Origin of the sequence: Knoellia sp. Soil729 (genome assembly GCF_001427985.1) — a bacterium.
Classification (GTDB): domain Bacteria; phylum Actinomycetota; class Actinomycetes; order Actinomycetales; family Dermatophilaceae; genus Knoellia.
This window is the reverse complement of sequence record NZ_LMSA01000002.1, coordinates 1,288,431-1,302,709: the sequence shown is the minus strand read 5'-3', so window position 1 is coordinate 1,302,709 and position 14,279 is coordinate 1,288,431. Positions and strand designations below refer to the sequence as shown.

At 70.2% G+C, this 14,279-nt stretch carries 14 protein-coding genes; 9 read left to right on the top strand and 5 right to left on the bottom strand.

Features of this window, described 5'->3' with window-relative positions:
• Positions 1-40: 40 nt before the first annotated feature.
• The 9 genes from ASG74_RS11105 to ASG74_RS11065 all read left to right on the top strand — a co-directional run bounded on the left by ASG74_RS11105 (position 41) and on the right by ASG74_RS11065 (position 8,265).
• Positions 41-364 carry a histone-like nucleoid-structuring protein Lsr2 gene (locus ASG74_RS11105; RefSeq protein ID WP_056142833.1) on the top strand — a complete coding sequence of 108 codons (324 nt, stop codon included), beginning with the start codon at positions 41-43 and terminating at the stop codon, positions 362-364.
• Positions 365-630: 266 nt separating this feature from the next.
• Positions 631-1,029 carry a (2Fe-2S)-binding protein gene (locus tag ASG74_RS11100; RefSeq protein ID WP_056142830.1) on the top strand — a complete coding sequence of 133 codons (399 nt, stop codon included), beginning with the start codon at positions 631-633 and terminating at the stop codon, positions 1,027-1,029.
• Between the two features lie 360 nt (positions 1,030-1,389).
• Positions 1,390-1,929, top strand: coding sequence for a SigE family RNA polymerase sigma factor (locus ASG74_RS11095; protein WP_056142827.1), 540 nt, complete (start codon positions 1,390-1,392; stop codon positions 1,927-1,929).
• Positions 1,926-2,603 (top strand): hypothetical protein, encoded by a 678-nt coding sequence (locus ASG74_RS11090; RefSeq protein ID WP_056142824.1) that lies wholly within the window; start codon positions 1,926-1,928, stop codon positions 2,601-2,603. Before ASG74_RS11095 ends, ASG74_RS11090 begins: the two co-directional genes overlap by 4 nt.
• A gap of 5 nt (positions 2,604-2,608) precedes the next feature.
• Positions 2,609-2,830, top strand: coding sequence for a zinc finger domain-containing protein (locus tag ASG74_RS17885; RefSeq protein ID WP_056142821.1), 222 nt, complete (start codon positions 2,609-2,611; stop codon positions 2,828-2,830).
• Between the two features lie 457 nt (positions 2,831-3,287).
• Entirely contained in the window at positions 3,288-3,974 is a 687-nt protein-coding gene (locus ASG74_RS11080; RefSeq protein ID WP_056142819.1) for a slipin family protein, read from the top strand.
• Between the two features lie 118 nt (positions 3,975-4,092).
• Entirely contained in the window at positions 4,093-4,755 is a 663-nt protein-coding gene (locus tag ASG74_RS11075; protein WP_056142816.1) for a hypothetical protein, read from the top strand.
• A 301-nt stretch (positions 4,756-5,056) separates the two neighbouring features.
• Positions 5,057-7,585, top strand: a complete 2,529-nt coding sequence (locus tag ASG74_RS11070) for an ATP-dependent Clp protease ATP-binding subunit (protein ID WP_056142814.1) — start codon at positions 5,057-5,059, stop codon at positions 7,583-7,585.
• A 149-nt stretch (positions 7,586-7,734) separates the two neighbouring features.
• Positions 7,735-8,265 (top strand): amino-acid N-acetyltransferase, encoded by a 531-nt coding sequence (locus ASG74_RS11065; protein ID WP_056142811.1) that lies wholly within the window; start codon positions 7,735-7,737, stop codon positions 8,263-8,265.
• Positions 8,266-8,334: 69 nt separating this feature from the next.
• Here the strand turns inward: ASG74_RS11065 and ASG74_RS11060 are convergent, their stop codons facing one another.
• The 5 genes from ASG74_RS11060 to rplI all read right to left on the bottom strand — a co-directional run bounded on the left by ASG74_RS11060 (position 8,335) and on the right by rplI (position 14,277).
• Complete coding sequence (locus tag ASG74_RS11060; RefSeq protein ID WP_056142809.1) at positions 8,335-9,885, bottom strand: MFS transporter; 1,551 nt, start codon at positions 9,883-9,885, stop codon at positions 8,335-8,337.
• Positions 9,882-10,784, bottom strand: a complete 903-nt coding sequence (locus ASG74_RS11055) for an A/G-specific adenine glycosylase (protein WP_056143535.1) — start codon at positions 10,782-10,784, stop codon at positions 9,882-9,884. Before ASG74_RS11055 ends, ASG74_RS11060 begins: the two co-directional genes overlap by 4 nt.
• A gap of 26 nt (positions 10,785-10,810) precedes the next feature.
• Complete coding sequence (disA, locus tag ASG74_RS11050) at positions 10,811-11,893, bottom strand: DNA integrity scanning diadenylate cyclase DisA (RefSeq protein WP_056142806.1); 1,083 nt, start codon at positions 11,891-11,893, stop codon at positions 10,811-10,813.
• 259 nt (positions 11,894-12,152) lie between these two features.
• Complete coding sequence (gene radA / locus ASG74_RS11045) at positions 12,153-13,544, bottom strand: DNA repair protein RadA (RefSeq protein WP_056142800.1); 1,392 nt, start codon at positions 13,542-13,544, stop codon at positions 12,153-12,155.
• A gap of 286 nt (positions 13,545-13,830) precedes the next feature.
• A complete protein-coding gene (gene rplI / locus ASG74_RS11040; RefSeq protein WP_056142788.1) occupies positions 13,831-14,277 on the bottom strand; it encodes a 50S ribosomal protein L9 in 447 nt (148 codons plus the stop codon).
• Positions 14,278-14,279 lie beyond the last annotated feature (2 nt).

Sequence of the window (14,279 nt, the reverse complement as noted above, 5' to 3'; positions counted from 1 at the left end):
ATCTCAATCCCGTTCATATTCACCGTGAAGGGATATCCAGATGGCACAGCGTGTGCAGGTGTTGCTCGTCGACGACCTCGACAACAGCGACGCTGACGAAACCGTGACGTTCGCGCTGGACGGCGTCACCTATGAGATCGACCTCAACGAGGCCAATGCCTCGAAGCTGCGCGATGCATTCGCGCCGTGGGTCGGTCACGCCCGTCGCTCCGGCGGCCGCAAGAGCGCGGGCCGGACCACCGGTGCGCGCCGCAAGGACGTCTCCGACGTTCGTGAGTGGGCTCGCAAGAACGGTCACGACGTCAGTGAGCGGGGCCGCATTCCGGCTTCGGTCCAGGAGGCCTACGACAAGGCCAACAGCTGATCTCGACAGCCCACGGTGAGGCGGCGGCACCCGATGCGGGTGCTGTCGCCTCACTTCTGTCTCGTCACCACGGATATCTTCAATTCGTCGGCCGACCCCTTGCCCTGTCACTGACCAGCGCATTTGCTTTTTCGAAGCAATGGTGCAACACCCTGACCACCCGCAACTCCGCCCTGTATGCCGTCCCCTCACCTCCGCAGGTCGCCGCAGCCTTTGTTCTCCAGCACCTGCTGAGCATTCCCGCCCAGATCTCCGCATTTGCGGCCGTGACCGGTCCGTGGCGGGTCGAGCTGGGAACTCTCGAGGAGTCATTGATCTCCGTCGACCTCGCCCCCGGCGGATATCCCGAGCGCCTCGGTTTTGAGGTCGTCTCCCCGGCCGACGCGGACCTGGAGACCCGCATCAATGAGGCGCGGACGGCATACGAACGGCTTGGACAGGAGACCGCGCAGCGGTTCGACGTCGGCGTGAAGATGTCCTCGCTCCAGCGGTTCGGGATGGTGGACGACCTCTGGGACATGGCCCTGAGGGATGCGCGGGCAGCCATCGGGCAGGGCTACGGCCCCACGGTCGAGCGTCGGTCCTGCTGCTTCATCTATGCACTGCCGGGGTGCCACGAGTGCACGGGCTGTCCGCGCCTGAGGGAGCCGAGCGAGCCGAGCTAGCCGGACGAACTGAGTAGGGCCCTCCATGGCCGTGGGTCACCGGGCGCGAGAGCGTGGCCTCATGACAGGTGTCGCACGGAGCAGGAGGTGTGGGTGAGGTGAGGACTCCTGAGGTCATCGGGGTCGTGGTCCTTGTGGCCACGGTCGCGGTGCTCGGCTACGCGGTCTGGGTCGTGCTGCTCTGGCGGTCGTGACCCTGGGACACGACCTCGAACCAACCTGCCTCATCGGATAGCTGGCCCTTGGTCCCGACTGCCGTGTGCGTGCTTCCAGGCACTTGTACCCGGGGTGAGGCAACCCGGAACACCAGTCAATCCGTCATGGTGAGTGAAGACGGCGTCGAATCCGGAGGGGACAAGTATGCGCATCAGCTCCCGCGACGAGGCGTTCACGCAGTTCGTCACGCAGGCCCGGCCCGGCCTGATGCGCTCCGCCCGGCTTCTCACCACGGGCGATGAAGCCCGAGCCGAAGACCTCGTCCAAGAGGTTCTCGTCCGCCTCTACACACGCTGGCCCACAGTGAGTCGCACAGACGAGCCCTTGCGATATGCGCATCGCTCTCTGATCAACGCCTTCATCGATGACAGTCGCCGCGCACACCGAAAGCGCGAGTGGGCTTCCCCCGAGCCTGCCCTCTCCGAGGCTGTCCCTCAGGCCGACGACGGTGCTGACCCCGTGGTGCGCCAACAGGTCCTGCAGGCCCTGGCTGACCTACCACCAGGTCAACGGGCAGTCGTCGTGCTTCGTCACTGGCTCGACTGGTCGGTGGATCAGACCGCCGATGCCCTCAACATCTCCAGCGGTTCGGTGAAGTCACAGAACCACAAGGCCCTCGTCTCCCTGCGTAGGGCACTCCCGGGGCTCTCGCCCCTCGCGACCCGCGAAAGGACCCTGTCATGAATGACCTCCGTGATCTGCTCGACATCGCCAGCCGGCCGGCCTCCGGTGCGGCCGCGGATTCAACCCACCAGCTGGCCACCGAGCTCCGGCTCGGTCGCCGCGCTCTGGTCCGCCGCCGCATTGCTGCCGCAGGGGGCGGCATTGCGGTGGCGGGCCTGGCCGTGGGTGGACTCGTCGGTGGCGCTGCGCTGCTCTCCGGGCCGGCGGGCTCGGTGTCACCCGCGGGCGGGCCGTCCTCGGGTGCCTGGTCCACAAGCAGCGCCGCTGCGATGCCGACCCCGACCGGCACCGTCCCCGATCGGCCGGTCGTTCCCCTGACCAACACCGCTGTAGAGGCTGGTCCCTTCCACTTCGCACGGACTCCGGCTGGCTGGGTCGCCGGACCCAGCAACGACTACGCAGGTCACCTGGTCCCCGCCACAGGAGGGGTGACTGACCCGAGCTCCTTCACGGGAAAGATCACTGCCACAGTGGATTCCCGGCCCGGCCAACACAGCACTCTCCTCAACGAGCCGGACGGCATCTGGCTGGCTGAGCGCCCCATCACCGTCGCTGGTCAGCAGCGCACTCTCAGTGTCCAGATCCCGACTTCAGCCGGACTGTCGAGCGAGCAGGTCGACCGCCTCGTGGACGGCGTCACCGCGGGCCCCGAGGTCCACAACCTCCTCGACTGAGTCCTGTGTCAGAGCAGGTCCTCGATGAGGTCACCATGCGTCTCGACCAGGTCGATGCCGTGTCCCGGGCCCTCGAGGCGGGCGAGGACGTGCGCCTGACCTCGCGCGAGTCCTATGTCTACAAGCGCCAGGGCGAGGCATGCCACGTGTGCGGGTCGAGGGTTCGGACCCAGGTCGTGGCAGGGCGCAACCTCTTCTGGTGCGGCAACTGCCAACGCCGCGGCTGAGCCCCGGCCCACCTCCCCGACTGATTGCCCGTTGGGCCAGTTGCGAGGGCAACGAGTTACTGGCCCAACGGGCAATCAGTCGCACGAGGAGCGGTTCCACCGGCACCCAACGCGCTCGGCACCAGCGGTAATTCGGTGGCGGACGGCATACCGGCATCGGCACACTGGACCACGGACGAGCGGGAGGAAGCAGTCGGAGCGGCGTGCCGCGAACCGGTCCTGCGCATCGCCTCTCGCCGATGGATCCACTGGCATGCCCTGTCACGGCTTCGGGTTCAACTCCCGTCTTTTCGGCAGGTGGTGCCGGTCGGGGACACGGACCGCAGCGCTCTGCGGCCCGGGCGGTCAGCACGACGCCCGGCGCCCCGCGCGTCGGTCCGCCCGACCGGCGCCATCACCAGCCGTCGCGTCCACCGCTCCACCCCATCCCACCGGCGCACCCCGAAGGAGGCTGCCCATGCTGTTCATCCATGTCACCGTCCCGGCCCACACCGCCGCGGTCGAGTTCGTCGACGGCACCCCTGTTCGGGTGCTCGAGCCCGGGCGCCACCGTCGCGTCCGCCGGTCGGCCCACGTCCAGGTGGACCTGCGCGAGCAGCTGCTCGCGGTCTCACCACAGGAGATCCTCACCGTCGACGGCGTGCAGGTGCGCGTCTCGGCGGCGGTGCGGTGGGCCGTAGCGGACCCGGTCGCGTGGCTCGAGCGCGCGACCGACCCGCTCGGGCTCGTCTACCTCGCGACCCAGGTCGCCCTGCGTGACGCCGTAGCCGGGCTGACGCTCGAGACGGTGTCGCAGCGTGGCGCCGGCCTCGACGCTGCAACCCTCACGGCGGCCGTCGACGCCGCCGCTCGTCCGGTGGGGCTCACGGTCCTCGAGGTCGTCCTCAAGGACGTGATCCTGCCTGCCGAGGTCCGGTCGGCCACGCTCGAGCTCGCGACCGCGCGTCAGCGTGGGGCGGCCCAGCTGGAGATGGCCCGGGCCGAGACGGCCGCGCTGCGCTCGCTGGCCAACGGCGCGAAGCTGCTCGAGGACCACCCGGCGCTCGCCCGTCAGCGACTCGTCCAGTCGCTGCCGTACGGGTCGCAGCTCGTCGTCAAGGTCGGCGACGAGTCCCGGGTGGGCGGCGACCCGAGCCACGGGTGACATCGGGCGTCCGTGGATGTGGTGCCTGGATGGACCACATCTGCGGACGTTCGGAGCCAGCTCCCGGCGCGGTCACAGGTTCGCGGGTCATCCTGCAGGGGAGTGGAAGGACGACGCCATGAGCCACACCCCGGACCAGCCGGAAGCACCCCAGACACCCGCCCCGCCTACCGAGCCACACCCGCCGACCCAGCAGTGGGCGGCCACAGCCCCGCCCGCGCCGAAGCGCTCGCTGTGGGGTGACGCCCTGTCGAGCACCGGGGGCACCGTGGCCGTCATCGTTGCCGGTGCGCTCCTCAGCCTCGTGGGACTGCTCATGGTGGCCCTCGTCGGGTTCGGCCTGGCCCGCACCCTCGGCGGCGACCACGCGCACGCTGCCCGGGCCGGGGGCTCCGGTCAGGGACAGATGCCGGAGCACATGGGCCCCGGTCAAGGGGGTCCGCGGCAGATGCCTCCCGGTCAACAGCGCCAGGGCCCGAGCGACCTGCCCGGCCTCGGTGGAGCCCTCCACGGTGAGGCGGTCCTGCCCGGTGACGGGTCAGCGAGCAGGGCAGTGCTCTTCCAGCGCGGCGAGGTCACCGAGGTCACCACGGACAAGCTCACCGTGAAGAGCACGGACGGCTTCTCGGCGACCTACACGATCGGCGCCGACAGCCGCCAGCGGCTCAAGGACAAGGTCTCGACCCTGGCCACGGGGGACCAGGTCATGGTCCTCGCCACCAAGGACGGCCACGAGACGACCCGCATCCTCAAGACAGGGCGCGCAGCCAGGACCAACTGAGGTGCGGCCGGCCGCAGGTTTCTCTCACCTCGCTTGACCGCCGCAGTCAAGCGACGTGAGAGAAACCCACTTGAGGCGGGAAAGGTGAGGTCAGGTGAGTGAACGGCGCCCGGCACGTCCGCCGAGAGCGAACATGAGTCGGCTCGGCTCAGGCCATGGAACACCACGACCGTATGCCGCGTTGGACGCCTTGACACGCCTCACCCTGCTGCTGTGGCGCGGTTGCCTGTGAAAGGGCGACCCCGGCATACAGGCAGCAGGGATAGCATCGAGGTGACGCAGATAGTCAGGAGCCAGCACCATGTTCGAACGGTTCACCGACCGGGCCCGCCGAGTGGTCGTCCTCGCCCAAGAAGAGGCACGACTGCTCAACCACAACTACATCGGCACCGAGCACATCCTGCTCGGGCTCATCCACGAGGGTGAGGGAGTCGCGAGCAAGGCCCTCGAGAGCCTGGGGATCTCTCTCGACGCCGTCCGCGAGCAGGTCCAGGAGATCATCGGGCAGGGCCAGCAGGCTCCGACCGGTCACATCCCGTTCACGCCGCGCGCCAAGAAGGTTCTCGAGCTGTCGCTGCGCGAGGCGCTGCAGCTCGGCCACAACTACATCGGCACCGAGCACATCCTGCTCGGCCTCATCCGCGAGGGCGAGGGCGTCGCCGCCCAGGTCCTCGTCAAGCTCGGCGCCGACCTCGGTCGGGTCCGCCAGCAGGTCATCCAGCTCATCTCGGGCTACCAGGGTGGCAAGGAGGGCGCCACGGCCGGAGTCGGTCAGGGTGGCCCCGCCGAGGGCACCCCCGCCGGCTCGCTCGTCCTCGACCAGTTCGGTCGCAACCTCACCGTGGCTGCCCGCGAGGGCAAGCTCGACCCGGTCATCGGGCGTGAGAAGGAGATCGAGCGGGTCATGCAGGTGCTGTCCCGACGCACCAAGAACAACCCTGTCCTCATCGGTGAGCCCGGCGTAGGCAAGACCGCCGTCGTCGAGGGCCTCGCCCAGGACATCGTGCGCGGCGACGTGCCCGAGACGCTCAAGGACAAGCAGCTCTACACGCTCGACCTCGGCGCGCTCGTGGCCGGCAGCCGCTACCGCGGTGACTTCGAGGAGCGCCTCAAGAAGGTCCTCAAGGAGATCCGCACCCGCGGCGACATCGTGCTGTTCATCGACGAGATCCACACCCTCGTCGGTGCCGGTGCGGCCGAGGGCGCCATCGACGCGGCGAGCATCCTCAAGCCGATGCTGGCCCGTGGCGAGCTCCAGGTCGTCGGCGCGACGACCCTCGACGAGTACCGCAAGCACATCGAGAAGGACGCCGCCCTCGAGCGCCGCTTCCAGCCGATCCAGGTGGCCGAGCCCAACCTCGCCCACACGATCGAGATCCTCAAGGGTCTGCGCGACCGCTACGAGGCGCACCACCGCGTCTCGATCACGGACGCCGCGCTCGTGGCCGCCGCCAACATGGCCGACCGCTACATCAACGACCGCTTCCTCCCCGACAAGGCCATCGACCTCATCGACGAGGCCGGCGCCCGGTTGCGCATCCGCCGCATGACCGCACCGCCGGACCTGCGCGAGTTCGACGAGAAGATCTCGGCCGTCGTGCGCGAGAAGGAGTCGGCGATCGACGGGCAGGACTTCGAGAAGGCCGCGCGACTGCGGGACGACGAGAAGAACCTGCGCAACGAGAAGACCCAGCGTGAGACCGAGTGGAAGAGCGGCGACCTCGACGTCGTCGCCGAGGTCGACGAGGAGCTGATCGCCGAGGTGCTCGCCGCGGCCACCGGCATCCCCGTCTTCAAGCTCACCGAGGAGGAGTCGAGCCGGCTGCTCAACATGGAGGACGAGCTGCACAAGCGGGTCGTCGGCATGGACGACGCCATCAAGGCTCTCTCGCAGGCCATCCGTCGCACCCGCGCCGGGCTCAAGGACCCCCGCCGCCCGGGTGGGTCGTTCATCTTCGCCGGGCCCACGGGTGTCGGCAAGACCGAGCTCGCCAAGACCCTTGCCGAGTTCCTCTTCGGCGACGAGGACAGCCTCATCCAGCTCGACATGTCGGAGTTCAGCGAGAAGCACACCGTCTCGCGGCTCTTCGGCTCGCCTCCCGGCTACGTCGGCTACGAGGAGGGCGGCCAGCTCACCGAGAAGGTCCGCCGCAAGCCGTTCTCCGTCGTGCTCTTCGACGAGGTCGAGAAGGCCCACCCGGAGATCTTCAACTCCCTGTTGCAGGTGCTCGAGGACGGCCGCCTCACCGACTCCCAGGGTCGCGTCGTCGACTTCAAGAACACGGTCATCATCATGACGACCAACCTTGGCACGCGTGACATCTCCAAGGGTGCCCTCGGGTTCTCCGCCGGTCCTGACACGCAGAGCAGCTACGACCGGATGAAGGCCAAGGTGACGGACGAGCTCAAGCAGCACTTCCGTCCCGAGTTCCTCAACCGCGTCGACGACACGATCGTCTTCCCGCAGCTCTCGCAGGACGAGATCATCCAGATCGTCGACCTCGAGATCGCCAAGCTCGACAAGCGCCTCAAGGACAAGGACATGGGCATGGAGCTCACGACCGCGGCCAAGACGCTGCTCGCCAAGCGTGGCTACGACCCCGTGCTCGGTGCGCGACCGCTGCGTCGCACCATCCAGCGCGAGATCGAGGACGTGCTGTCCGAGAAGATCCTGTTCGGTGAGCTCAAGGCCGGCGAGATCGTCGCGGTCGACGCCACCGGTGAGGGCAAGGACGCCATCTTCACCTTCGAGGGCGCCCAGCACAGCGGCGCCATCGAGGTCCCGGTGGTCACCGCCGGCGGGCCGCCCGCCGTGGCCTCGGGCGAGTAGCCCGAGGAACCCGGCCCGACGACACAGGCGGGGTATGCCGGAACGCGAGTTCCCGGCATACCCCGCCTTCGTCGTGTCGGCGCCCAGTCGGCCGTCCGTGCATCGTGCACGGGCGGCCGGTTCGCTCGTATGCCGGAATACTGGCTGGCATGCCCACCGCACCTGGCCCTGTTGACCCGTCCGACGGCATACGGATCCGCCCGGCCCGCACGGCCGACGTGCGAGCGATGCGGGCCCTGGTCGGGCCGCTGGCCGAGCAGCGGGTGCTCCTGCAGAAGGAGGCCGTGGCCTACTACGAGTCGGTCGCGGACTTCGTGGTCGCCGAGCGTGACGGCGTGGTCGTCGGCTGCGGTGCCGTGCACGTGCTCTGGGAGGACCTGGCCGAGATCCGCACGCTGGCCGTGTCGAACGACGTGCTCGGGCAGGGGGTCGGGACGCAGATCCTCGACCGTCTCGTCGCGCGGGCCCGCGAGCTCGGGGTGGAGCGGCTGTTCTGCCTGACGTTCGAGACGGCGTTCTTCGCGCGGCACGGGTTCACGCCGATCGAGGGGCAGGCCGTCGCGCCGGCGGTCTATGCCGAGCTGCTGCGCTCCTATGACGAGGGTGTGGCGGAGTTCCTCGACCTGGAGCGCGTCAAGCCCAACACCCTGGGCAACACGAGGATGCTCCGCGTCCTCTGAGGAGTTCGCTGCGCCATACCTTTTCCGGCTGGTCACGGATCCGGAGCGTTCAGCCGGCAACCGTTCCCCTCAGAACGCTGCAGTTCCTGGCCGAAGCGAGGTCCGGCGGACCTGGAGCGAGAGCGCGAGGACGGCCACGAGCAGGACGCTGATGACGCCGAACCCCAGCTGCGGCACCAGGGGCAGGGCGATGCCGAGCCCGCCGCCGAGGACCCACGCGATCTGCAGCACCGTCTCGGACCACGCGAAGACCTGGGTGCGCACGTTCTCGGCGACATCGCGCTGGATGATGGCGTCGCTGCTCAGCTTGATGACCTGGGCGCACAGGCCCGCAGAGAGGCCGAGGACCAGCAGCGTCACGAGCGAGTAGGCCAACGCGGTGGCGAGGGAGGCGGCGACGATGACGAGGAGCGCGGCCGCGACGAGCCGGTCCGGGCGCAACCGTCGGGCCGCGTTGCCGACCAGTGTGCCGAGCGCGTTGCCGGCGCCGGCGGCGCCCACGACGAGAGCCAGGACCAGCGTCCCGCTGTAGCCCGGGATCGGGTGCTCGCGCATGAGGAAGGCCATGAACAGGGTGAGGAAGCCCGTGAGCAGGCGAGCCCCCATGGCGCTGACGAGGGTGGCCCGGACGGTCACCGGCAGCGCGAGGATGCGGGCGCGCAGCTTCGCCCCCAGGTTGCGGCGTCGTGCCCCGTCGGGACGCGCGACCCCGGCCGAGGCCCGTGCGTTCATGTCCGTCCGGGGCACGTAGTCGGAGGTGGCCGGGAGGGGCCGGGTGTCCTCGATGTCGAGCTCACCCACCGAGGAGTCCACGCGCGCGGGCAGGCGGATGGCGAGCACCGTGCCCACGACATAGATCACGAACGCCAGCCGCAGCGACCAGTCCGGGCCGATGCGTGACACTGCGCCGGCCAGTCCACCACCGACCGCCATGGCGGCGACCCCGGCCAGGGCGATGCGCGAGTTCGCGCTGACGAGGGTGAACCCCGGTGGCAGCAGGCGTGGGATCGCCGCAGACCTCGTGACCCCGTAGGCCTTGGTGGCGACGAGGCAGCCCAGCGCCGCCGGGAAGAGCCACACCGAGCTGGTCGCGACCGCCCCGGCCAGCACCCAGCAGAGGAAGGCGCGCAGGGCCAAGGTGGTGCCGATCGCCCAGCGCCGGCCGTGCCGGAACCGGTCGAGGAGCGGCCCGATGAACGGCGCGAGCAGCGCGAACGGTGCCATGGTGAGGAGCAGGAACTGCGCCACCTGCGCACGGGCCTCGTCGGTGGGGATGGCGAAGATGGTTCCGGCCAGGCTGACCGTCAGGGCCGCGTCACCGCAGACGTTGACGAAGTGCAGCTCGACGAGCCGGGCCAGCCCGCTCTCACCGGCGCCGGCGGACTGGGCATAGGCCCGAGCCTTCTGGGTGCCGGCGCGGCCGCCCCGGCCGGCCAGCCTCACACCGCCCATGGTTCCCCGTCCGATGACCCGGAACGCCTTGGTCGTCCCTGCCCGCACGCCGTAGGGGTCCGGCGGCGTCCGGCGCCCGCCTTCGCGGCTCGGTGACTCGAGGGGTTCGGTGGGCGAGGTGCGGTCGCCGTACTCGATCGGCTCGGTGGGCTCGTTGCTGGCGGTCACGACGCCGCCTCCTCGTGGCCGGGGAGGGCGAATCGGTCCGCGCCCAGCGGCTCGACCAGACCGTCCTCGATGAGCCCAGCGAGGCAGCGGTCGACCTGCGCCTCGTCCTGTCCGGGGGCGAGCTCTGTGCGGGACAATGATGTGCGCACCTCGCGCAGCGCCTGGACGATGATGCCGCGCACCTGCCGGTCGGTGCCGTGCCACTTCTGCCCCCGGCGGGCCGGGCCCTCGTATGCCGGCCGCCCAGCTCCCAGCCAGGCGCACCGCGCGCGGACGGGACAGACTTCACACCGGGGGGCCCGCGCGGTGCAGACGAGTGCCCCGAGCTCCATGACTGCGACGTTCCACACCGCCGCGTCGCGGTCGACGTCCGGCAGCAGGTCGCGCGCGAGGTCGACCTCGGCCCGCGTCAGCGACGGTGCAGCCTGCGCCAGGCCGCCCACGATCCGCGCCTCGACCCGCCGGACGTTGGTGTCGACCACGACAGACCTGTCGCCGAAGGCGAACGCCGCGACGGCGGCCGCGGTGTAGTCGCCGATGCCGGGCAGCGCCAGCAGGGCCGTCTGGTCACGGGGCACCTGCCCGTCATGGCGCTCGACGATCGCGGTAGCAGCCTCGCGCAGCCGCAGCGCCCGGCGCGGGTAGCCCAGTCGGCCCCAGGCCCGGACGACCTCCCCGGGCGACTCGGCTGCCAGGTCGGCGGGGGTCGGCCAGCGCGCCATCCACTCATGCCACGCGGGCTCGACCCTGGCCAGCGGCGTCTGCTGTGACATCACCTCGGACAGCAGCACCCCCCACGGTGAGCACGACGGGTCGCGCCACGGCAGGGGACGGGCATGCACGGCATACCAGTCGAAGACGTCCTGGTGCAGGGAGCGCACGTCGACGGCGGACGGCAGTGAGCTCACCACGGAAGCAGCCCGGGTCAGACGTAACGCTCGAGGATGCTGCTCTCCGCGAGTCGCGACAGCCCTTCACGCACGAGGCGGGCACGGCCCTCGCCGACACCCTCGACCCCCATGAGGTCGTCGACACCGGCGGCGAGGAGCTTCTGGAGGCTGCCGAAGTGCTCGACGAGCCGGTCGACGATCGCCCCCGGCAACCGAGGCACCTTGCTGAGCATGCGGTAGCCCAGCGGGCTGACCGACGAGTCGAGCGCATCGCCGACGACCGTGAAGCCGAGGGCCTTGGCGCCGGCGGCCGGGTCGAGCAGCTCGGTGGCGTCGATGCCGGTGAGGTTGGCGATGGACTCCTCGAGGGTGTAGTCGCCACGCGACTCGTGGAGGTAGTCGCGGATGACGAGGCCGAGGTCGTCGGACAGGCCGCCGGTGAGCTCCTCGAGCTGCAGGCTGAGCAGCCGACCGTCGGTGCCGAGCTGGAGGACGTAGTCGCCGATCTCGTCCTTGATCCGCCGCACCATCTCGAGGCGCTGCAGGACGTTGGCGACGTCGCGCACGGTGACGAGGTCCTCGATCTCGAGCGCGGACAGGGTGCCGGTGACCTCGTCGAGCCGCTGTTTGTAGCGCTCGAGCGTCTGCAGGGCCTGGTTGGCGCGCGACAGGATGGCGCTGGAGTCCTCGAGGACGAAGCGGCTGCCGCCGACATAGAGCGCGACGATGCGCATGGACTGGCTCACCGAGACGACGGGGAAGCCGGTCTGCTTGGCCACGCGCTCGGCGGTGCGGTGGCGGGTGCCGGACTCGCTGGTCTCGATCTTGGAGTCGGGCACGAGCTGGGTCGCGGCGCGCAGGATGCGGGTGCCGTCGCGGTCGCACACGATGGCGCCGTCCATCTTGGCGAGCTCACGCAGACGGGTCGCGGAGAACTCGATGTCGAGCGGGAAGCCGCCGGTCGAGATCTCGTCGACGACGCGGTCCATGCCGAAGACGATGAGGGCGCCGGTGCGGCCGCGAAGGATGCGCTCGAGCCCGTCACGCAGGTCGGTTCCGGGCGCGACGGCGGCGAGCGTCGTGCGCATCAGCTCGTCCTCAGCCAGCGGCGTGGCCATGTGCGTCCCCCTTCGTGTCTCATCGCTCTGGGCGCACAGCGTGACGCCCTGTGCTTCGGCGAGTCTAACGGCGCCGGTATGCCGTCCGGTCGCGGTGACCGGATCGTGTCCGGGGCATTCTTGGGGCCGGTCCGCCAGCCCGGCAGCCGGGCCGCACGAACCGGTTCGCGAACCACGCGCGCACTCGTGGGCCGGATCGAACGGGTTGGCGAGCAGCACGACGGTTCACGAACCGGTTTGTGCAGCAGCCGGGGGCGCGTCAGCGGGCGTGGGCCGGTGAGCTCGCCAAGGTCACCGCCTGCAGCACGGTGTCCACCTCGAGCACCCGCAGCCCGTCGGGCACCGGACCGCCGCCCAGGACACCGGGCGGGACGATCGCCGTGGTGAACCCCAGCCGCGACGCCTCGGCGAGGCGGCGATGGGCACCGGTCACGGGACGCAGCTCGCCCGCCAGGCCCACCTCACCGAAGGCGACCGTGCCCACGGGCAGCGGCTGGTCGGTGATGGCACTCGCCAGCGCGAGGGTCAGCGCGAGGTCAGCAGCGGGCTCGGTGATGCGCACCCCGCCGACGGTGGAGACGAACACGTCCTTGCGACCGATCGGCGCCTTGGCCCGGGTCCCCAGCACGGCGAGGATCATGCCGACGCGCGAGGAGTCGAGCCCACTTGTGGCCCGTCTCGGGTTGGGCATCTCGGTCTGGTCCACGAGTGCCTGCACCTCGGTGACCAGCGGCCGCCGGCCCTCGAGCGTCACCGTCACGCAGGTGCCGGCGACGGCGGCGGTGCGGTTGGACAGGAACAGCCCGCTGGGGTCGGCGAGGCCAGTGATGCCGATGTCGGACAGGTCGAAGCAGCCGACCTCGTCGGTCGGGCCGTAGCGGTTCTTGACCGCTCGCACCAGCCGCAGCCGGCTGTGCCGGTCTCCCTCGAACTGGATGACCACGTCGACGAGGTGCTCGAGCACCCGCGGGCCGGCGATGGAGCCGTCCTTGGTGACGTGCCCGACGAGCAGGCAGGCGATGCCGCGGGACTTGGCGGTGGCGATGATGCTCGCCGCGACCTCACGCACCTGCGAGACGTTGCCGGCGGAGCCCTCGATCTCGGCACTGCTGATGGTCTGGACCGAGTCGATGATGACGAGCTCCGGCTCGACCTGGTCGATCTGGCCGAGAACGGTGGCGAGGTCGGTCTCGGAGGCCAGGAACAGCGTGCGGGCCATCGCCTCGATGCGCTCGGCGCGGCTGCGCACCTGTGCGGCCGACTCCTCACCGCTGACGTAGAGGACCCGTCGCTCCTCCCCCGGCTCCCCACCACGGGCGGCGCGCCCGGCCACGTCGAGCAGCAGGGTCGACTTGCCGATGCCGGGCTCACCCGCGACGAGCACGACGGCACCGGGCACCAGCCCACCGCCGAGCACCCGGTCGAACTCGGGCACACCCGTGCCCCTGGCTTCGGCGCGGCTCACGTCGACCTCGCCGATGGGCACGGCAGGGCGCTCCACCGTCTTGGCCGCAGTCGTGCGCGCGGAGACGGCACCGACCTCGGTCACCGACCCCCACGCCTGGCACTCACCGCAGCGCCCGACCCACTTGGCCGTCGTCCAGCCGCACTCGGTGCACCGGTATGCCGGTCGCGTCGCCTTCGCTGCCATGGGCGCCAACCTAGACGAGCGCTCTGACACCAGCGCAGGCGCGCAGGGCCGGGCCGGCGTGGGCGGGCCGGCGTGAGCCGAGCCGTCAACGGGAACGGGGGCGACCGGCATACGGCACCCTTGCGGAGGGAAGGTCAGCGTCAGGAGGGAAACGAACCCTCCGGACCCCACAGGTTCCCGCACGGGGAGCAAAAGTTGGGACGGGTGAGGTGGGGTGGGGGGCGGCGGGGACGCAACAGCGCCCGGGTCCCTTGCGGGGAACCGGGCGCTGCTCGTGCGGGGCTGGTCAGCCAGCGACGACGTTGAGCGTGACCTTGGCCTGCACCTCGGGGTGCAGACGGATGAGGGCCTCGTGGGCACCCGTGGTCTTGATCGGGGTCGGGACCTCGATCTTGCGCTTGTCGAGGTCGGCGCCCACCGCGTCCTTGACGGCCGCCGCGATGTCGGCGGAGGAGACGGCACCGAAGAGGCGTCCCTCCTTGCCGGCGTGCGCGGGGACGGTCACGGGCTTGGACTCGAGGTTGCCCTTGATCGACTGGGCCTCCTCGAGCGACGCGACCGCGCGGACCTCACGGCCCTTGGCGATGGAGTCGACCTGCTTCTGGCCGCCCTTGGTCCACTGCGTCGCGAGGCCGCGGCGGAAGAGGAAGTTGCGGGCGTAGCCGTCCTTGACGTCGACGACGTCACCGGCGGTGCCGAGGCTGGAGACCTCGTGCGTGAGAATCACCTTCATTG